The organism is Nonomuraea phyllanthi (assembly GCF_006334985.2).
Classification (GTDB): domain Bacteria; phylum Actinomycetota; class Actinomycetes; order Streptosporangiales; family Streptosporangiaceae; genus Nonomuraea; species Nonomuraea phyllanthi.
This window is the reverse complement of sequence record NZ_VDLX02000001.1, coordinates 544,050-562,462: the sequence shown is the minus strand read 5'-3', so window position 1 is coordinate 562,462 and position 18,413 is coordinate 544,050. Positions and strand designations below refer to the sequence as shown.

The 18,413-nt window shown below is 69.8% G+C and carries 21 protein-coding genes and 1 tRNA gene; 11 read left to right on the top strand and 11 right to left on the bottom strand.

What is annotated here, in order from left to right; translation table 11 throughout:
* Positions 1-78 precede the first annotated feature (78 nt).
* From FH608_RS02685 to FH608_RS02670, 4 genes are read right to left on the bottom strand one after another with little or no spacing between them, the layout of a single operon-like run.
* On the bottom strand, positions 79-534 hold the full coding sequence (locus FH608_RS02685) for a hypothetical protein (protein ID WP_139628162.1): 456 nt from the start codon (positions 532-534) through the stop codon (positions 79-81).
* A 37-nt stretch (positions 535-571) separates the two neighbouring features.
* Positions 572-1,327 (bottom strand): MauE/DoxX family redox-associated membrane protein, encoded by a 756-nt coding sequence (locus FH608_RS02680; RefSeq protein ID WP_139628161.1) that lies wholly within the window; start codon positions 1,325-1,327, stop codon positions 572-574.
* 10 nt (positions 1,328-1,337) lie between these two features.
* Positions 1,338-1,934: a cell wall protein gene (locus tag FH608_RS02675; RefSeq protein WP_139628160.1), complete on the bottom strand. Its 597-nt coding sequence runs from the start codon at positions 1,932-1,934 to the stop codon at positions 1,338-1,340.
* Positions 1,935-1,946: 12 nt separating this feature from the next.
* Positions 1,947-2,402 carry an RlpA-like double-psi beta-barrel domain-containing protein gene (locus tag FH608_RS02670; protein ID WP_139628159.1) on the bottom strand — a complete coding sequence of 152 codons (456 nt, stop codon included), beginning with the start codon at positions 2,400-2,402 and terminating at the stop codon, positions 1,947-1,949.
* 170 nt (positions 2,403-2,572) lie between these two features.
* On the opposite strand from FH608_RS02670, the gene FH608_RS02665 reads away from it, so the two are divergent.
* The 4 genes from FH608_RS02665 (at position 2,573) to FH608_RS02650 (ending at position 7,025) form a co-directional block, all read left to right on the top strand.
* A complete protein-coding gene (locus tag FH608_RS02665; RefSeq protein WP_226898885.1) occupies positions 2,573-3,463 on the top strand; it encodes a siderophore-interacting protein in 891 nt (296 codons plus the stop codon).
* A 131-nt stretch (positions 3,464-3,594) separates the two neighbouring features.
* Positions 3,595-4,980, top strand: a complete 1,386-nt coding sequence (locus FH608_RS02660; protein ID WP_139628158.1) for a family 2B encapsulin nanocompartment shell protein — start codon at positions 3,595-3,597, stop codon at positions 4,978-4,980.
* Positions 4,981-4,995: 15 nt separating this feature from the next.
* Positions 4,996-6,162: a family 2 encapsulin nanocompartment cargo protein terpene cyclase gene (locus tag FH608_RS02655; protein WP_139628157.1), complete on the top strand. Its 1,167-nt coding sequence runs from the start codon at positions 4,996-4,998 to the stop codon at positions 6,160-6,162.
* Positions 6,163-6,179: 17 nt separating this feature from the next.
* A complete protein-coding gene (locus FH608_RS02650; RefSeq protein ID WP_139628156.1) occupies positions 6,180-7,025 on the top strand; it encodes a geranyl diphosphate 2-C-methyltransferase in 846 nt (281 codons plus the stop codon).
* 34 nt (positions 7,026-7,059) lie between these two features.
* On the opposite strand, the gene FH608_RS02645 is transcribed toward FH608_RS02650, so the two are convergent.
* The 3 genes from FH608_RS02645 to FH608_RS02635 all read right to left on the bottom strand — a co-directional run bounded on the left by FH608_RS02645 (position 7,060) and on the right by FH608_RS02635 (position 9,219).
* The gene (locus FH608_RS02645; protein ID WP_139628155.1) at positions 7,060-8,157 is read right to left on the bottom strand and encodes a hypothetical protein; all 1,098 of its coding nucleotides are present in this window, start codon (positions 8,155-8,157) and stop codon (positions 7,060-7,062) included.
* Complete coding sequence (locus FH608_RS02640; protein WP_139628154.1) at positions 8,154-8,660, bottom strand: SigE family RNA polymerase sigma factor; 507 nt, start codon at positions 8,658-8,660, stop codon at positions 8,154-8,156. Before FH608_RS02640 ends, FH608_RS02645 begins: the two co-directional genes overlap by 4 nt.
* A 124-nt stretch (positions 8,661-8,784) precedes the next feature.
* Positions 8,785-9,219 (bottom strand): CBS domain-containing protein, encoded by a 435-nt coding sequence (locus tag FH608_RS02635; protein ID WP_139628153.1) that lies wholly within the window; start codon positions 9,217-9,219, stop codon positions 8,785-8,787.
* 128 nt (positions 9,220-9,347) lie between these two features.
* Here FH608_RS02635 and FH608_RS02630 point away from each other — a divergent pair, with 128 nt between their 5' ends.
* The 3 genes from FH608_RS02630 to FH608_RS02620 all read left to right on the top strand — a co-directional run bounded on the left by FH608_RS02630 (position 9,348) and on the right by FH608_RS02620 (position 11,705).
* The gene (locus tag FH608_RS02630; protein ID WP_226898884.1) at positions 9,348-9,695 is read left to right on the top strand and encodes a hypothetical protein; all 348 of its coding nucleotides are present in this window, start codon (positions 9,348-9,350) and stop codon (positions 9,693-9,695) included.
* Between the two features lie 12 nt (positions 9,696-9,707).
* A complete protein-coding gene (locus tag FH608_RS02625; protein WP_139628152.1) occupies positions 9,708-10,550 on the top strand; it encodes a universal stress protein in 843 nt (280 codons plus the stop codon).
* A 108-nt stretch (positions 10,551-10,658) separates the two neighbouring features.
* Entirely contained in the window at positions 10,659-11,705 is a 1,047-nt protein-coding gene (locus FH608_RS02620; protein ID WP_139628151.1) for a cellulose binding domain-containing protein, read from the top strand.
* Positions 11,706-11,765: 60 nt separating this feature from the next.
* Here the strand turns inward: FH608_RS02620 and FH608_RS02615 are convergent, their stop codons facing one another.
* The 3 genes from FH608_RS02615 to FH608_RS02605 all read right to left on the bottom strand — a co-directional run bounded on the left by FH608_RS02615 (position 11,766) and on the right by FH608_RS02605 (position 13,545).
* A complete protein-coding gene (locus FH608_RS02615; RefSeq protein ID WP_193318195.1) occupies positions 11,766-12,431 on the bottom strand; it encodes an AIM24 family protein in 666 nt (221 codons plus the stop codon).
* Positions 12,432-12,530: 99 nt separating this feature from the next.
* A complete protein-coding gene (locus FH608_RS02610; RefSeq protein WP_226898883.1) occupies positions 12,531-13,166 on the bottom strand; it encodes a hypothetical protein in 636 nt (211 codons plus the stop codon).
* The gene (locus FH608_RS02605; RefSeq protein WP_226898882.1) at positions 13,150-13,545 is read right to left on the bottom strand and encodes a response regulator transcription factor; all 396 of its coding nucleotides are present in this window, start codon (positions 13,543-13,545) and stop codon (positions 13,150-13,152) included. Before FH608_RS02605 ends, FH608_RS02610 begins: the two co-directional genes overlap by 17 nt.
* 116 nt (positions 13,546-13,661) lie before the next feature.
* Here FH608_RS02605 and FH608_RS02600 point away from each other — a divergent pair.
* Positions 13,662-13,733, top strand: a tRNA-Arg gene (locus FH608_RS02600).
* Between the two features lie 642 nt (positions 13,734-14,375).
* Here the strand turns inward: FH608_RS02600 and FH608_RS02595 are convergent.
* Positions 14,376-14,861, bottom strand: a complete 486-nt coding sequence (locus FH608_RS02595; protein WP_394367647.1) for a DUF1062 domain-containing protein — start codon at positions 14,859-14,861, stop codon at positions 14,376-14,378.
* A gap of 827 nt (positions 14,862-15,688) precedes the next feature.
* Here FH608_RS02595 and FH608_RS02590 point away from each other — a divergent pair.
* From FH608_RS02590 to FH608_RS02580, 3 genes are read left to right on the top strand one after another with little or no spacing between them, the layout of a single operon-like run.
* Positions 15,689-17,038, top strand: coding sequence for an MATE family efflux transporter (locus FH608_RS02590; RefSeq protein WP_317135543.1), 1,350 nt, complete (start codon positions 15,689-15,691; stop codon positions 17,036-17,038).
* A gap of 55 nt (positions 17,039-17,093) precedes the next feature.
* Positions 17,094-17,486, top strand: coding sequence for a VOC family protein (locus FH608_RS02585; RefSeq protein ID WP_139628147.1), 393 nt, complete (start codon positions 17,094-17,096; stop codon positions 17,484-17,486).
* Positions 17,483-18,358, top strand: coding sequence for a sigma-70 family RNA polymerase sigma factor (locus FH608_RS02580; protein WP_139628146.1), 876 nt, complete (start codon positions 17,483-17,485; stop codon positions 18,356-18,358). The genes FH608_RS02585 and FH608_RS02580 overlap by 4 nt, the downstream gene beginning before the upstream one ends.
* Positions 18,359-18,413: the final 55 nt, after the last annotated feature.

Below are 18,413 nucleotides of genomic sequence, written 5' to 3'. Positions count from 1 at the left end.
GCTGAACGAGCTTGACCGGCTTGACGGCCGCGCGTGCCCGCCCCTTGCCGTACGGGCACGCCGGCGTTCACCTCCGGCTCAGGACGCCGTGTACTCCACGGCCTTGCCGCAGTAGCTCGTGCCCACCGGTGTGGTGCTGTACCGGCACACCTGCACGACCACGCGGTCGACCGGGATGAACGCGTCCGGGTTGGACAGCGTGAAGGAGAGCGCGACCTTCTCGTTGTCCGCCTTGGCCACCTCCGAGTCCACCAGGGACTTGCCGCTGTAGCCGGAGAAGGTGACGGTGGAGTACAGGCCGTCGTGGGCGCAGGGCGAGACGGACGCCTCGTCGGTCAGGGCGCCGTCGACCCGCACCACGGGCCGCACGATGGGGCCGTCGACCCATTCGAGGGTCCCTTCCGCGACCCCGCGCAGGCACTGGTCCCCGGAGTCGGCGTGGAACGGGACCGAGGCCGCGGCCGTGGCCGGCTGAGCCGCCAGAAGTCCGGCGGCGACCACCGCGCCCGAAGCCAGCCAAGCACGTAAACGCATGGCATCGACCTTCCGTGTGAATGTGGACAGTGACGTGTCATGACCCCACGAGCGTGACCAGGACGGCCGAGGGGTCGTTGCCGGCGAGCGGGATGGCGAAGACCGCCGTGCGCTCGCGGGCGCCGTAGACGACGAACCGCAGGCCGTCCTCGTCCCAGGTGTCCTGGACGTCGGAGGTGAGCTGCGCCGACGCCGAGCAGTACGCGGGGCTGCGGTAGAGCAGGTGCAGCGAGGCGCCCAGCGGGACGTGCTCCGACGGTGGCAGGGCGAGCGGGCGGCGCAGCCGTACGATCAGGCGTCGCAACGGGGTGAGCCAGTGGCGGTCCAGCTCGGCGGACAGGGCCATGAGCACCACTGCCTCGGCCAGGCCGAGCGCCACGATCGGGGGGTGCGGATCCGCCGGGACGGCCAGCAGGCTCGCGGCGAGCAGGAGGCCCGCGCGGGCGAAGGCCCGCAGGTCGACCGGCCGGGAGTGGGCGCCCAGGCAGCCGCACGACGAGGTGGGCGCGGCCACGTACGCGTACGCGAGGTAGGCGAGGAACCCGGCGGACAGCAGCGCGGCGGCGGCGACGTCCCACGGGGAGAGGGGCGGCACCAGCAGCGCGGCGGCCACGGCCAGCTCGACCAGCCCGGTGAGCCGCAGCGCCGGGACCGCGCGCGCCGCGCCGACCAGCCGGGCCAGGGCGGTCTGCCCGGCCCGGGCCCGCATCCGCCGGCTGAACAGCTTCGCGAGGCCCGCCCAGACCAGGAAGAGAGCGATCACGTACGGCTGCGTCGCGGCGATCCCGTGCATCGGCTGCCTCCTAGTGGGGGGAGAAGACGGTCGCGATGTCGACCTCGTTGGTGTCCGGCCGCCAGGCGCCCAGGATCTGCACGTGCTGGGCGACCTTCAGCATGGACAGGTCTGCGGTGGGCGGCGACTCGGAGTGCACGGCGACCGACTTGCCGGCGACGACGTGACACAGCACCTCTTGGCCGTTGTGGTCGAGGTGGAGTGTCCTGTCGGTGATGTTGGTGATGTGGCCCTTGATGTTGACGATGTTGAGCCACACGGACTCGGCGGCCAGCACGCCGTCCGGCATGAGCACGCCGCGGGCGTACAGGCCGTCACCCGGCTTCGCCTCGTCGAACGGCACGGGCCCGAGCTTCCACAGGCTCGTGCCGTCCACGATCCGGATGTTGTGGAAGACCATGTTCGAGCCGAGGACGAGCAGCGTGTTGTCCTTGATGGTGCGGATCCTGCCCTCGGCGAAGTTGGGGTCAGGGGTGCCGGGCTCCACGTCGGGCGCCGACTGGGCGAAGGCCGCCTCGGGGCCGAGCGAGCCGAGCGCGGTCGCGGCCACGACGGTGGCGCCGCCGCCGAGCACGGCGGACTTGAGCAGGTCTCGTCTGCTGGTCATCGCCGTCTCCTCTCACGCCACGTCGATCGAGCAGGGACGCAGGCCGCTGGAGAGGCTGGCGATCCTGCTGAACGCCGCCGGCGTGAGGTCGATCAGCCGGTTGTTGGCGCAGGTCGAGCCGCAGCAGCTGCGCTCGCCGCAGAACAGGTCGGTCTGCGGGCCGCAGTCGGCGATGCTGGTGACGACGCTGGTGCCGCTGCACAGCGCCGTGGTGCGGTGCCGGAAACCGCAGGTCCTGCGGGAGAGGCCGACCCCGCAGCGGTCGGGGCGGGTGATGGACCAGCAGGCGTCGGAGGTGTTGGGCCAGGCGTGCTGCAGGCTCCCCGAGTTGCAGGTGCCGCAGGCGCCCTTGCCGGTGCTGCTGCACGGCCCCCAGGCGGTGCCGCAGCAGAACCAGGAGACCTCTCCTTGGACGGCGGCGAGTAAGTCGACGGGGGTGTCGGGGTCGGGGGATTGGGTGCGCGTCATGCGCCCTCCTTGGGTGAGCTCTGGACGAGAGTCCTGAAGCTTTCCGACTCGATCTATGAGTACCATGTAAGGATTTTTCGTCAATGCCCCATTTTCCGATGGTGCATGGCGTCGCGGAGGGGGATCAGTTAGGTTAGCCTCACCTAATTCTCGTGGCGGGAGGTTGCCAGGTGGTAGAGCCCTATCGGATGTTCGGCGTGCGCGTGGCCAGGCTGGAGCGGTTGAGCCCGACGTTCCTCCGGGTCACCTTCACCGGGGACGAGCTGGGGTCGTTCGCCGACAACGGCTACGACCAGCGGCTCAAGCTCATCCTCCCGCTGCCCGAGCACGGCCTGGCCCACCTGCCCTCCGGCCCCGACTGGTACACGAGGTGGCGCGCGCTGGAGGACGGCAGGCGCAACCCGCTGCGCACGTACACGGCCCGGCTGGTCAGGCGGGACGAGCGCGAGGTGGACGTCGACGTGGTCATGCACCCCGGCGGCGACGGCCCGGTGGCGCGGTGGTCGAGGGTCGCGCGCCCGGGGGACGCCGCCGTGCTGTTCGGGGCCGACGCGCGCCACCCCGGCGACCACGGCGACGTCGTGTTCGACCTGCCGCCCGGCACCGGCGCCGTGCTGCTCGCCGGCGACGAGACCGCCGTGCCCGCCATCTGCGCCATCCTCGAACGGCTCCCGGAGGACGTCGAGGGCACCGCGCTGCTGGAGGTCCCGTGCGAGCAGGACTTCCTGCCCGTCGAGACGCCCAGCCGGGTCAAGGTGGAGTGGCTGGCCAGGGACGGCGCCGAGCGCGGCGCGCTGCTGGAGTCGGCCGTGCGCTCGGCCGCCGGCCGCCTGCTGTCGCCGGGGACGGCGCCGGAGGCGTACGAGGACGTGGACGTCGACGAGGAGGAGCTCTGGGAGGTGCCTCAGGAGGAGTGCGGCGAGCCCCTGTACGCCTGGCTGGCCGGCGAGGCCGCGGTGATCAAGGCGCTGCGGCGGCACCTGGTGGGCGAGCGCGGCATGGACCGGCGCGCGGTGGCCTTCATGGGCTACTGGCGCCAGGGCCGCGCCGAGCACGCTTAGTGAGGGCGCTCTGCCACTCAGGTTAGCGGTACATGACCTTCGCGTTACTCTACTCACTGTGCCAGCTTGACTACGTTCGGTAGTACATCCCACGAACACCTGCTGTCACAGGCGAGCGATTGCGAGGGAACATGTCAACGGAGCCGCGTCTGAGCCTCGACACCAGGGCCGCACGCAACCTGGCGACCACCACCAAGACGCGCCCGCAGATGCAGGCCATCACCTCCCGCTGGCTGCTGCGCAGGCTGCCGTGGGTCGACGTGAGCGGCGGCACCTACCGCGTCAACCGCAGGCTCACGCACCGGGTCGGGCGCGGCCGGGTGAGCGTGGTGCTCAACGGCGCCGACGACGTGCGCGTCATCCCCGACACCCTCCCCGAGCTGCCGCCGCTGCGCGGCTTCGACGACCCCGACGTGCTGGCGGCGATCGCCGCGACGTTCGCGCCGCGCGAGTTCCAGGCGGGCGACGTCCTGGCCGAGGCGGGCGCCCCGGTCACCGAGACGTACGTCGTCGCCCACGGCCGGCTCAACCGCCTGTCCGTGGGCCCGTACGGCGACACGCAGTTGCTCGGCGTCGTCACCGACGGCCAGCACCTGGGCGAGGAGGCGCTGACGCGTGACGGCCCCACCTGGCCGTGCACGGTCAGGGCCGCCACCGCCGGCACGCTCCTGGTCTCGCCCCGGCAGGACCTCCAGCGCCTGCTCGACGCGTCGCCCGCGCTGCGCGAGCACGTCGAGCGCTACGTCGAGCAGGCCAGCAAGCCGGTCAACCGGCGCGGCGAGGCCGCCGTCGCCGTCGCGTCCGGGCACACCGGCGAGCCCGTCATCGACGGCACGTTCGTCGACTACGACCTCCACCCCCGCGAATACGAGCTGAGCGTCACGCAGACCGTGCTGCGGGTCCACACCCGCGTGGCCGACCTCTACAACGACCCGATGAGCCAGCTGGAGCAGCAGCTCCGCCTGACGATCCACGAGATCCGCGAGCGCCAGGAGTGGGAGGTGCTCAACAACCGCGAGTTCGGCCTGCTGCACAACGCCGACTACGACCAGCGCATCAGCACCTGGTCGGGCCCGCCCACCCCCGACGACCTCGACGACCTGATCAGCATGCGCCGCAAGACCCGGCTGCTGCTCGCCCACCCCAGGGCGATCGCCGCGTTCTTCCGGGAGTGCAACAAGCGCGGGCTGGTGCCGGGCAGCGTCGACGTGGACGGCCACGAGATCCCGGCCTGGCGCGGCGTCCCGATCTTCCCCTGCGGCAAGATCCCCATCTCCGACCAGCAGACCAGCTCCATCGTGGCCATGCGCACGGGGGAGGACGACCAGGGCGTCGTCGGGCTCTACCAGACCGGCCTGCCCGAGGAGCACGAGCCGGGGCTGAACGTCCGCTTCATGGAGATCAACTCCCAGGCCGTGATGTCCTACCTGGTCAGCGCCTACTACTCGGCGGCGATCCTGGTGCCCGACGCGATCGGGATCCTCGAGAACGTCGACCTCGCGGCCCCCCGGGTCTAGGAAGGGGGCCACGTCATGCCCGAGATCGCAGCAGGTCCGAGCGGCCTGGGCACCTCCGCGTCGCGCCTGGCGCCCGCCGCGCATCCGCCCCTGCCGCGGCCCGACGACCGCGACGGGCACGAGCCCCCCAGACCCGCACCGGTGGACCCGGCGCACGCGTTCCGCGCCGCCGGCCACCGGCACGGCCTCGCCCCACTGCCGTACCGGGAGCGGCAGTGGGGCGACGGGTCGCACTCCCCGCTCTACTGCCCCGAGACCGTCAGGGACGACCCCGCCCTCGCCGACGAGGTGGACCGCCGGCTGGTCGCCTGGGCCGAGCGGGTCGGCCTGCACGAGGGGCGCATGGAGCAGTTCAGCGCGACCGGCTACGGGCGCCTGGCCATGCTCACCCACCCCGACGCCGACGACCCCGACCAGCTGCTGATCGCGGCCCAGATGAACGCCGCCTGGTGGGCCGCCGACGACTACTACGCCGACGAGACCGACCTCGGCGCCACGCCGACCGAGCTGCCGCCGCGCCTCGCCCTCGTCATGTCCGCCATGGACCCGCCCCCGCCGGCCGGCGACTACACCCGGCAGCTGGAGGAGGAGATCGAGTCCGACCCGGTGCTGGTCTCGCTGCGGTCGGCGATCGCCCACGTGACCAGGCACGCCTCGCCGTCGCAGGTGATGCGGGTGTGCAACACCACGTTCCAGATGTACGTGAGCTGGGACGCGTACGCCGCCTGGCGCTACCTGGAGACCCCGCCGCCGGTCTGGCGCTACCTCGCGGCGCGCCAGCACGACAGCTTCTACACCTCCATGACGCTCATCGACGTGGTGGGCGCCTACGACCTGCCCGCCGACCTCTTCTACGACAGGAGGTTCCACACCGCGCTCATGCAGGCCGGCACCGCCAGCGTGCTCGTCAACGACCTGCACTCGGTCGCCAGGGAGGCGGCCGACGAGCTGCCCGACTCCAACGTGATCCTGCTGATCGCCGCCGAGGAGGGCTGCTCCACCCGCGAGGCGACGGAGCGCGCCGTCGCCATGCACAACGACTTCGTCCGAGGCTTCGAGGCCAGCCGGCGGCAGCTCGACACCGTCCCGTCCGTCGAGCTGAAGCGTTTCCTGCGCGGGGCGCAGGCGTGGATGGCCGGCTGCCTCGAATGGCACAGCACCTCCAGCCGTTACCAGTCCTAGCGAAGGGAGCCCCGCCGATGACGGCCACCCCCGTCCTCAGCACCTACTACCAGCACTCGGTCGCCGACTATTGGAACTCCGAGAAGAACGCGGTCAACCTGCGCCTCGGCGAGGTCGACGGCATCTACCACCACCACTACGGCGTCGGAGAGGTGAACTGGTCGGTCCTGGAGGGCCCGGAGGAGACCCGCGAGAAACGGGTCGTGGAGGAGCTCCACCGGCTGGAGCACGCGCAGGCCGACCTCCTCATCGGCCAGCTCGGGCCCCTGCGGCCCGACCACCGGGTGCTGGACGCCGGCTCGGGGCGCGGCGGCTCCAGCCTCCTGGTCAACCTCCGGCACGGTTGCCACGTCGACGGCGTGTCCATTTCCGAGTCCCAGGTGGCCTTCGCCAACGAACAGGCGAGGAAGCGTGGTGTGCCCGACAAGGTGCGCTTCCATTTCCGCAACATGCTCGACACCGGGTTCGAGTCTGGATCGTTCCAGGCCAGCTGGAACAACGAGAGCACGATGTACGTCGAGCTGTCGCTGCTGTTCGCCGAGCACGCCCGCCTGCTGGCCCGCGGCGGCCGCTACGTGTGCGTGACCGGGTGCTACAACGACGCCTACGGCCTGCCGTCCCGCGCGGTCAGCCAGATCAACGCCCACTACATCTGCGACATCCATCCGCGCAGCACGTACTTCAAGGAACTGGCGGCCAACCGCCTGGTGCCGATCAACGTCATCGACCTCACCGCCGCCACCATCCCCTACTGGGAACTCCGTGCCAAGACGCATCTGGCGACGGGGATCGAGGAGGCGTTCCTGGAGGCGTACCGGGACGGCAGCTTCCAGTACCTCCTCATCGCCGCCGACCGCGTCTGACCTGGTCCGGGGGCGGTGACCCGCCCCCGGCTCGTCACTTCCCGGAAGCCGCTCCCGGCATGGCCAGGTCCATGGGGAGATCCTTGGAGAGGCCGGCGAGGTGGGTGGCCTTCCCGGTCTCGACGTTCACCGAGTAGGTGCTGTAGCCGCGGTTCATGGTGAGAACCATGACCTCCGACGGGCTGCGCCAGATGGAGGACTTCAGGTAACCGGCGTCCTTCGGCAGGCCGTGGATCTCCACCTTGCGCACGGTCCGTCCGGTCTTGGCGTCGAGGACGGTGAGCACCGGCTTGGTGGCCTCCTTGAACTCGCTGGCGACCAGCGTGCGGCCGTCCGGCGCGATCTCGCTGAAGTGGATGAACACGCCGTCGAAGCGCACCGGCTTGCGCCCGCCGGTGACCGGCATCAGCCACATGTCGGTCTTGCGGTACCTGACCAGCTCGACGACGCCGTTCTTGATGCTGATCGCCTCGTACTTGCCGGACACCGACACCGTCCTGCCGGTCCGCACGTCGATCACCATCCCCGGGTCCTTGCTGCCCACCTTGGGATCGAAGAACAGATACCGGCCGTCGTCGGAGAGCACGAGCTGGCTGCCGATCTTGATCCGGTCCTCCGCCACCGTCACGGGCGAGGTCACCTCGGCGCCGCTCATCAGGTCCCGGACCACATGCGCCCCGGCCTCGCGGTCGTAGTAGGCGATCTTGCCCCCGTCCCTGCTGATCGCGAGCTGCACGCGTCTGTTCTCGCTGGTCGCGGCGAGCGCCCTCGGCACGCGGTACGTGGTGCCGGAGCGGGTGACCACCCGCCACTCCGAGGCCCCGCAGTCGATGCCGCGGGGCTCCTCGACGACCTCGCAGGAGGTCAGGTAGGCGTGGCCGACCGGCCCCACCTTGCCGTCGGGCAGATCGGCCACGGTCTCCACCCGCTGCGGCGCGGCCGCCTGGGGCGGGCGGGGCAGGAGCTCCACCGCTGTCACCGTCGCCGCCGCCACCACCACGACCGTGGCGGCGGCGGTCATCGCCACCAGGGCCCGCCGCCTGCGCCGGTGACCCGCGATCGCCGCGTCCGCCAGGTTCACCGGCGGCGCCTCCTCCGCGAGATCCCGAAGCGACTCGCGCAGCCTGGTCATCGGGCCACCTCCTGGATGTGCAGCTCTGCCAGCTCGGGCGCCACGGTGCGCAGGCGCGCCAGCGCGTGGTGGGTCTGGCTCTTGACGGTTCCGACCGAGCAGCCCAGCACGCCGGCCGTCTGCGCTTCGGAGAGGTCCTCCCAGAAGCGCAGCACGATCACCGCCCGCTGCTTACGGGTCAGCTTGGCCAGCGCCTGGCGCAGCACGATCCGGTTCAGCGTGGCCTCGTCATGGGACGCGCCCCGCTCGGGCGGGGCGGCGCTCGGAAACTCGGGGCGGGGCCGGCGCGCCCACGAGATGTACTGGTTCACCAGCGCCTTGCGCGTGTACGCCTCGGGATTGCCGTCCCTGGACAGCTTGGACCAGTGCCCGACGACCTTGGTCAGCACGCTCTGGAGCAGGTCCTCGGCGAGATGCGCGTCCCCCATGAGCAGGTAAGCCGTTCGCATCAGCGCCTGCTGGCGGGCGAGCACGAACTCGCGGAAGCCGTCGTGACGATCCAATGTGCTCTCCTTTCACCCGTTGCAAACGCGCCCCAGCGAGCAAAAGGTTGCACTCCTTGTGCCCATAAACGAATGGGGCCCCGTTCGGAGCCCCATTCGTCTGATCGGTCCGGACGGCGTCGTCTCACGAAGGCGCGTAGACCCGGTGGACGAACTCTGCGAGCTTGTTGTCCGGCAGTTCCTTGGCCAGGTCGGCCTCGCTGACCATGCCGACGATCCGGTGATTGTCGATCACGGGCAGCCGCTTGATCTGGTGCTGCTCCATCTTCTGCAGCGCGTCCTCGACGCTGCTGGCGGCCTCCACCCAGACCAGGCCCATGGCGAGCTCGCTCGTCGTGGTCTGGTCGAGGTCCTTCCCCTCGGCGCAGCACTTGATCACGATGTCGCGGTCGGTGATGATGCCCTTGAGCCGGTCGTCTTCGCCGCAGATCGGCAGCGCGCCGACCGACAGGTCACGCATCATCTGCGAGGCCCTGCGCAGGCTGTCGTGCTCACCGACACACTGCGCCCCCTGGTGCATCACGTCCTGTACGGTCTTGCCGATTCCCGAAGTGCCCATTGCTTCCTCCCTCGCGAGGGTCGAAGGAATCTCCAACGAGGCCCCCCTACCCCCACCGCACGAGAGCGTGCACCGGGCGCCCAGGTTTGACGAGCGGCCCAGGCGGTATGGTGTTCATCAGGGGAAACATGAAAAAGATCGCAGCTGTCGCAGGACTCGTGGTCATGGCCACGTCCAGCGTGACCGCCGCCTTCGCGGACGGTGCCTACCAACACGAAGTGAGTCAGCAGCAGTACGACACCCTGATCTCCCAGTGCCGCTTCTCCGACTTCGGCAAGGCGAAATGCCGGGCAGCGGTCCGGGAGGTGTTTCGCATAGGCAAGGCCGACACCAAACTCGACTGCCGCACCTACTCCGGCGTGACCGTCTGCGGCACGCTCAAGCTGAGCAAGGCTGAGCGCCGGTGCATCGACAACGCCGTCGCCGGCGGGCTCCCGTTCCGGCGTGCCGAGGTGGAGTGCTACGCCTTCTCCTGAGGAGTCGGATCCATGATCATCGTGGGCGTCGACGGCTCCCGAACCGGGCTGGACGCCGCCGGCTGGGCCGCCACGGAAGCGGCGCTGCGCCACGCGCCGCTGACCGTGGCGCACGCCGTTCCCCGATGGGTGTGCGAGGAGGAACCCGGACGCTACATCGAGGTGGGCCGCTGGATGCGCGACAACGCGAACACGGTGCTCGCCTCCGCCAAGGACCGGGCGCGCCGCGAGCGGCCCGCGATCCACATCGAGACCGTCCTCCTGCCGGGCGACCCCCGAGCCGCCCTGCTCAAGGCGTCGGAGGAGGCGGAGCTGCTGGTCGTCGGCAGCCGCGGGATCGGCGGCGTGCGCGGGCTGCTGGTGGGCTCGGTCGCGTACGGCCTGGCCGCCCACGCCACCACCGACATCGTCCTCGTACGCGGACGCCCCTCGCCGCCGCAGGGCGACGTGGTCGTCGGGATCGACGGCTCCCCGGGCTGCCGCCGGGCGCTCGGCTTCGCGTTCGCCGAGGCGGCGCTGCGTGACACGCGGCTGCGCGCCGTACACGCCTGGGCCTGGCCGCACCCGGGCGGCTTCCAGCCCGCCGACCGCGACAGCGAGCGCGACGTGGTGCGGGCGCTGCACGAACTGCTGGACGAGCACGAGGAGCGGCGTCCCGGCGTGGACGCGGTGGCGGAGGTCGTGCACGGCCACCCCGTCGAGGTGCTGCGCGAGGCGGCGAAGGGGGCGGACCTGCTGGTGGTCGGCTCCCACGGGCGCGGCCAGTTCGCCGGGATGCTCATGGGGTCGATCAGCCAGGCCATGCTGCACCACGCGCCCTGCCCCCTGGCCGTGGTGCGGCGCGGCGAGGTCTGAAAGTTACACGACGTCCTCCCAGCTCATCGGCCTGTGAGCAGGGCATCGCCTTTGCGTCGTACCGAGCGCTCTTTACGATCTGCGCAGGCGACGACGGGAGAGCGGACGATGCGCAGGACCAGCAGCCTGCTGGCGGCGATACTGGCGTTCGTGGCGGCGGTGACCGTCGCCATGACCACGCAGGCCAGCGGCGCGGCCGCCACGAGGATCATGCCCCTGGGCGACTCGATCACCGGCTCCCCAGGCTGCTGGCGGGCCCTGCTCTGGAACCGCCTCCAGAGCACCGGCCACACCGACGTCGACTTCGTCGGCACCCTCCCGCCGCAGGGGTGCGGCGTCTCGTACGACGGCGACAACGAGGGCCACGGCGGCTACCTGGCCACCAACGTGGCCAACCAGAACCTGCTGCCCGGCTGGCTCTCCGCGACGAAACCCGACATCGTGCTGATGCACTTCGGCACGAACGACGTGTGGAGCAACATCGCGCCCGCCACGATCCTCAGCGCTTTTACCACGCTCGTGAACCAGATGCGGGCGAGCAACCCGCAGATGAAGATCCTGGTCGCCCAGATCATCCCCATGAACCCGTCCACCTGCCCCGACTGCGCGCAGCGCGCCGTCGCCTTCAACAGCGCCATCCCGGGCTGGGCCGCCGCCACCACCACCGAGCAGTCGCCCATCACGGTCGTCGACCAGTGGACGGGGTTCAGCACGAGCACGGACACGTACGACGGGGTGCACCCGAACGCGGCGGGCGACCAGAAGATGTCCGACAAGTGGTACCCGCCGCTGGTCGAGGCCCTGTCGGGAGTCGTCCAGCCCACGGTCACACCCACCGTGACACCCACACCTGCGGGCGGCTGCACGGCCACGTACAAGATCGCCAACCAGTGGCAGGACGGCTTCCAGGGGGAGGTCACCGTCAAGAACACCGGCGCGGCGGCGACGAGCGGCTGGACAGTGGGGTGGACCTTCACGAACGGTCAGCGGATCAGCCAGCTCTGGAACGGCACGGCGAGCACGAGCGGCTCGTCGGTGACGGTGCGTAACGCGGGCTGGAACGGCTCGCTCGCGCCGGGAGCCTCGGCGACGTTCGGCTTCATCGCCTCGTGGAGCGGCACCAACACCGCCCCCACCCCCACCTGCACGGCCTAGGACGTTGCAGCTCGCTCAGGAGCTGGGGACGACCGGCGCCCCCTCACCGGCCGGTGGGGCTCACGAGCTGGGGACGACCGGCGCGCCCTCACTGGCCTGCACCAGCACGAACCCTTGCCCGCTGAACGCCAGCTGCATGGCCTCCCCGCTGCCCCGCCCGATCAGCGCCCCCACCTTCATCGTCCGGTTCACGCCGACGTGCAGCCCGGTGCTCCAGCACACCGCGGACTGCCCGTCGGCGAACGTCGGCATGCGGGCCGCGTCCAGCAGCACCGGCGTGCCGTGCGTGGTCACCGCCACCCACCCCGTGCCGGTGACCGTGGTGTTGAACAGCCCGCCCGCCGCCACCCCGGCGCCCTGCACCCGCTGGATGTCCCAGGTCAGCTGCGGCTGGAACGCCAGCAGGTTGCGCCCGTTGACGGTGATCCCCTCGTTCTCCAGGTAGAACAGGTGGATGTCGTCGGCGTTGTCGGCGAGGTAGAGCAGCCCCTCGCCGCGCACGCGCATGAGCGAGGCGCCCTCACCCGTCATCGCCTTCTTGAACAACTTGCCGAGGCCCCCGGCGCCCTCGTAGTCGAAGTCCATCCGCCCCTGGAAGGCGACCATGGAGCCCTGCTTGGCCAGGACCTCGTGCGGGAGCTGGACGCGGAGCATCTTGCCGTTCTGCAGGGCGAAATCCTGGGGCAACTGCTGGGAGTCGAGATTGCCGAAGACGGAGCTGCGCACGGATCAACCTTCCTGGGGCCTGGGACGAAGCGGGTCAATCGCCAGCGTACGTCGGCGGGCGTCTTCCGAGGCGTGGCCGCCCGTACGGACGCCTCGCGCTCACACCTGCTCGCGCGCCTCTTCGATCGACCGCAGCACCCCCGCGGCACCATCGGCCGAGGCGATCTCCGCGGCCTCGTCCAGCACCGCCAACGCGTGCGCCCGCCGCCCCTCGGCAGCGGCGATGTACGCCAGCCCCACCATGTTGGCCGCCACCCCGGCCGGGAACCCCACTTCCCTGCGGAGCCGTACGGACTCCTCCAGCCGCTCTCGCGCCGCCTCCAGCCGCCCCGCGACGTGCTCGCCGATGCCGAGGTGGCGCAGGACGTACGAGAGGGTCAGCCTGTCGCCGGCCTGGGCGGCGAGCTCGTGGGCACGCTCGAGAACCGGCCGCGCGGCCTCCTGGTCACGCCGTACGACCTGATGAAAGACCCCCACCCAGAACAGCGCCTCACCCTCGCCCCGCACGTCACCGCCCGCCCGGTAGAGTTCCGCGGCCCGCTCGAACAACCCCAGCTCCGCCGCATCCTCACCCTGGCCGTCGAGGAACCGCGCGTGCGCCACCCGCCCGCGAGCCAGCGCCAGATCGGCCTCCACCCCGTCCAGCTCCCGGTCGGCGGCCTCCAACCCGGTGGCGTCACCGGCGAACACGGCCTGCTCATACAGGACCCGGGCCCGCTCAAGTCGCGTGTCCACGCCCACCATCCACCAGATCCCGCACCACCTGGATCAACTCGGCCGGGTCGAACGGCTTGGTGAGATAGGCGTCCACCCCGATCCCCAGCCCTCGTCTCCTGTCATCGTCCTGTGCCCGCGCCGTGATCAGCACCACCTTGATGTGACTCGTGGCCGCCGCGGTACGCAACCTCTCCGCCGTCGTCCAGCCGTCCAGACACGGCATCATCACATCCAGCGTGATGACATCCGGCATCACGTCGAGCACCCGATCAAGGCAGTCCTGCCCATCGGTGGCGGTCGCGACCTCGAACCCCTCCAGGTGCAGGTTGACCGCGATGAGCTGCCGGATCACCTCGTCGTCATCGACGACCAGCACTTTCCCAAGAACCTCGCCCACGGCCGCAAAGCTAACCTGTAGCAGGGTCGTCACGGGCGGTTTTCACGGGATGTGTTCGCGGAGCGTTATCCGGTGCCGAGTAGTGCCACGATGCTGGTAGCCTTGTCACTCGTTGAGCCCCCTTAGCTCAGGGGATAGAGCACCGGCCTCCGGAGCCGGGCGCGCAGGTTCGAATCCTGCAGGGGGCACTCACGATCTACCATCGCAAGATGGGCAAGGACCTGCGGAAACGCAGGTCCTTCTGCGTTCCGGGTGTGTCACTCGCCGCCATCGATGACAAGCATGTGCTCATGATCACGTGCCCGACACGTACCGGTCATGAACTACACGCGGCGGCCGGATCATCGGCGGCATGCAGGCAGCGGGGCCCGCCCCCAATGATATTCCAGCACGTGGATCACATCACAGACGATAGTGATCGGCACGTGACGGCGATCGGCTCCCGGTCGCACTCAGGGCTGAAGCGTTCTGATGTGGTGAGACCGAGTAGTTGAAGGCCGTCAGCAGGGTGACTGGGGTGGTCGGTGGCAGCGGTGATGTTGGTCCAGCCGATGGTGCGGGTCAGGCCGACGGCGAGGTTGCGGAAGCCGGCCAGGATCCGGGGCGCGTTGCCGGTGCGGACTTTGCAGGCGTCTTCGCGGTAGGTGACGTCGCGGATGTGGTGGAGGGCCTCGACGCTCCAGTGCCCATTGACCAGCCCAGCGAGCTGGGCATGGGTGATGCGGCCCGGTGGCAGACAACTGGTGATGGCGTAGATCGTGCCGAGGGCTGGGCCACCAGGTGGGGGTGAAGCCGGGCGGGCCGGGTGGCCCGCCGCGGCTACATCTTCGCTAGTCCCCGGCCATGACGGTAAAGGTGAATCCGGCGCTCGTCGGGCGGCGCAGCGGAATGTCGCACTTGACCCGGCGCAGTACCTCGTTCCTGCTGAGGCCGAGCCCTTGCGCGATGAGCCGATCTGGGCGCACCGGCACCGGATCCTCGAAGGTGACCTCCACCTGGGTCGGCCATGCGTCGTCGAGCCGTGCCGACGGGGTGTCCAGCCGCCAGGCCCCCTCCCAGTCCAAGGTGAAGCGGTTGCGCCGGGCGAGCAGCGGATCGAACAGCCTGGACACCACCAGTTCCGGATCGTTGACGCGGTAGCCGTGGAGCTCGGCCGGATCGAAGGATCTGACCGGCACTCGCTCGTGCACGGTGAGCTTGCTCGTCCGATCGCAGGATACGCAGCGGACCAGCAGCCACACGTCCAGCCGCTTGGCGTTGGCGTTGACGCGGAATCTGCCCTCGCCGGTGGTGGCCGACTCCGATCCGCAGTCCACGCACCGCAACGACAGCAGAGGCAACCTGGTTCGACGAACGACCCAGGACAGCACGATATGAGGTTGTGAAGACATGAGCCCTCTAGACCTGACACGAGGCCGATTGCGCGCGGCCTCAAACGCTGTATGACCGGGCGGCGCGAGGGCAGCCCGGCAGGGCCGACGGGAGCGTCGGCTACAGGTGAGCGGAAGAATCAGGTCTTAAAGAGCAGGCGGGGTCACGCGGTTTGTCCTCTGTCCTCACGGCGACGGGCCACAGGCAGCCTACGGGAACGCGAAAATGGCCTCTAACGGTTTTCAACCGGTTGGCCTCGACCGGTTGTGACCGACTGACCCAGAAGATGACGGACGGCTGTGAGCTGACGTCTGGTGACCAGGGCCGAAGCGTTCTCCTGTCGTGAAACCGAGTAGCCGAAGGCCGTCGGCGGGGTGGCTGCGGTAGTAGTCGGCCGCTCAACCGCCCAGCCGCATCATGCGTCCACCAGCCGACAACGCTTCGGCCCTGCGGTAGCACTTGGCGCGCCCGCGAAATCGCCAGGGGAATCTACGCCGTCCCACGAGTGCGCGCGCGACTTTCTTGGGCGGCTTGTGTCTCACACGGTGTGAGGTCGTATTCAAGAGGTGCCGACTTCAGGAGGTGCATCGTGGGAACGGCAGAGCGGGTCGATGGGGTCCTGCGTTCGGGTAAGGAGCCGGACCTGCACGGGATCGTGGTGATGCAGGACGGGCGGGTACCGGTCGAGTGGTACGGGGCCAGGCGCGATTGCATATAGATATCGCCCCATTGTCAATTCGCGCTCCCAGTCGTTGCGTTCCCGGAGGTTCGCGTGTTTCCCTTGGCCGCTCATAAAAGAACGGGGGTGTGGCGGACCATCTCCGGCCTCGCTGTTCCTCTTTTTGTGGCCGGGTCCCTCAATTTCGCTGCCCAGCTCGGAATTGTCGCCATTCTGGGGCGAATGGGGGGAGAGGCCATTTATGTGCGTTCCCTGTATCAGCCTGTCAGCCTCATCGTCCTCGCCCTGGGTGTGGGCTTCGCGGTCTGCAACCAGGTCGCCGCCGCGATCAGCAAGGGGGCCGGGCGGCCCCAGGACGTCATGGCGAACGCCGCCAGCCTGGCCAGGGTGTGGCTCGGGTTAGGCGCGGCCCTGTATCTGGTCCTCGCGGTCGCGGCTCCCTCCCTGCCTGGTCTCCTTCATGTGGACGCCGAGCTGCGGGACACGTTCGCCTCCTTCCTGCGCTGGACCAGCGCGGCCGGTCTGCTGGCCGTCGGGGCGGAGCTGTGCGCGTCCAGCCTGCGCGGCTACGGGTATGTGCGACAGGCCACCGTGCTGGTCGTCTGTACGGAGAGCGTGAGGGTCGGTCTCGTGGCCGGCCTCGGACTCGGTGCCGGCATCGGGATCGCGGCGGTGCCCATCGCCGAGGCGGCGGCGGGTCTGACCGGCCTGACCATGGGCCTGGTGCTGCTGCGCCGCACCGAGCTGTGGCATCCGCCGGCCGTCCGGATCTGGCGGCGCGAGGTGTTCACCGACCTGCGTCGCATCGGTGTGCCCATCGCCATGTCCTTCCTCGTGCTCTCGGCGTACAACCTCGCGGTCATCGGCGTCCTCGGGAACTACGGGGAGAACGCCGTGGCCGGGTTCACGGTCGCTTCCACCCTGCAGAGCGTCGTGCTGCTGCCGGGCATGGTCCTGGGCACAGCCACGGCGATCACCATCAACCAGCAACGCGGCGCGGGCGAATGGCGGCGCATACGTGAATCGATGCGTGGCGGCATCGAGGTCACCGTCGTGACCTACGTGGTGATCGCGGTGCTGGTGTGGTCACTGCATGACCCGCTGGCGCGGCTGATAGGCGGCGACGCCGGGGTGGCCGCAGCGGCGGGCAGTTACCTGGGCGCCGTGGCGCTCTCCTACGCCGTCCAGGGACCCGTGCTCACCTCGCTGACCGTGATGGAGGAGACCGGCGGCGGCTTCCGGGCCATTGTGCTCAACGCGATCTACTTCGGCCTGATCGTCGCGGTCGGCGCGGCGGCGGCACACGCCGTCGGCAGCGCGGAGGGCTTCTACGCCGCGGTGGCGTACTGCAACCTGATCGGCGTGACGGTGCCGCTCGTCGCCGTACGGCACATACGGAAACTGTCCGGACCTGTTACCTTCTCCCGTCGTCACTCGTCATAGGGGCGACGACCGAACACGAACGGTCGTCGCACCCGACGAGTGAATCGAGAACGGAATGCTGACCACCATCATGTACGCGACGATCTACGTCACCGATCAGGACCGCGCGCTGGAGTTCTACACCGAGGGACTCGGCCTGGAGAAGCGGATCGACTTCTCGGGGCCCGACGGACGGTTCCTCACCGTGGGCGTTCCCGACAGCCCGGTGCAGATCCTCCTGTGGTCGCATGCGGCGGCCGCCGGACAGCCGGGCGACGTGGGCAGGGAGGGCGCGCCCGGTCCCCTAATCCTCGAGTCCGACGATCTGCGGAAGGATTTCGAGATCATGCGCCGGCGCGGCGTCACCTTCGAAGAGCCCGAACCAGTGGACTATCCGTTCGGGGTCCGTATCGAGGCGGTGGACCCGGACGGCAACCGGGTCTCGCTCCGCCAGCAGCGCAAGCCGTGACCACCCACCCGTCCGGCCTCGTGGCCGAGGCGTTCGAGGCCCAGCGCGATCGGCTGCGCGCTCTCGCGTACCGCGTGCTGGGCTCGCACGCCGACGCCGAGGACGTGGTCCAGGAGGCCTGGATGCGCCTGGTCCGCCAGGACGCGGCGACCATCGGCAACCTGGCGGGCTGGCTGACCACCGTGGTCGGCCGGATCAGCCTGGACCTCCTGAGATCCCGTCAGGCCCACCCCGAGACCGCCTACGGGCACGAGTTCGCGGACCTCGTGGTGACGCCCGCCGACGACCCCGCGCCGGACGAGCAGGTGGCGCTGGCCGATTCGGTCGGTCTCGCCCTGCTCGTCGTGCTCGACTCGCTCACCCCGAGCGAGCGCCTGGCGTTCGTCCTGCACGACATGTTCGCCGTCCCGTTCCAAGAAATCGGGCAGATCCTGGGCAAATCCGCCGACGCCAGCAAGATGATCGCCAGCCGCGCCCGCCGCAAGGTCCAGGCTCCGGATCGGCCGCCGGGCCCCGGCCGCGGGCACCAAGAGGTCGTCCGGGCATTCCGTGCCGCAGCGCTCGGCGGCGACTTCGAAGCGCTCCTGCGCGTCCTCGACCCGAACGTGAAGCTGACCGTCGACACCCCTGACGGCATGGTCGTCACCATCGGCGCCACCGAGGTCGCCGCCGGCGCCCGCATGTTCTCCGGCGAGGTCGGCCGCCAGCGACCTGTGCTCGTCAACGGCGTCCCTGGTCACATGTCCTGGCGTCTCGACGGAACCCCGCTCTCCGTCATCGCCTTCACCGTCGCCGAAGGCCGGATCACCGGCATCCACATCATCGTCGATCCGGCCAAGCTCGCCTCGATCCAGCTGCCCGCACCGACCTGAGCTATCACATATGTGGGAGGATGTCTCATATATGAGAGGAACCTGTACGAGGGCT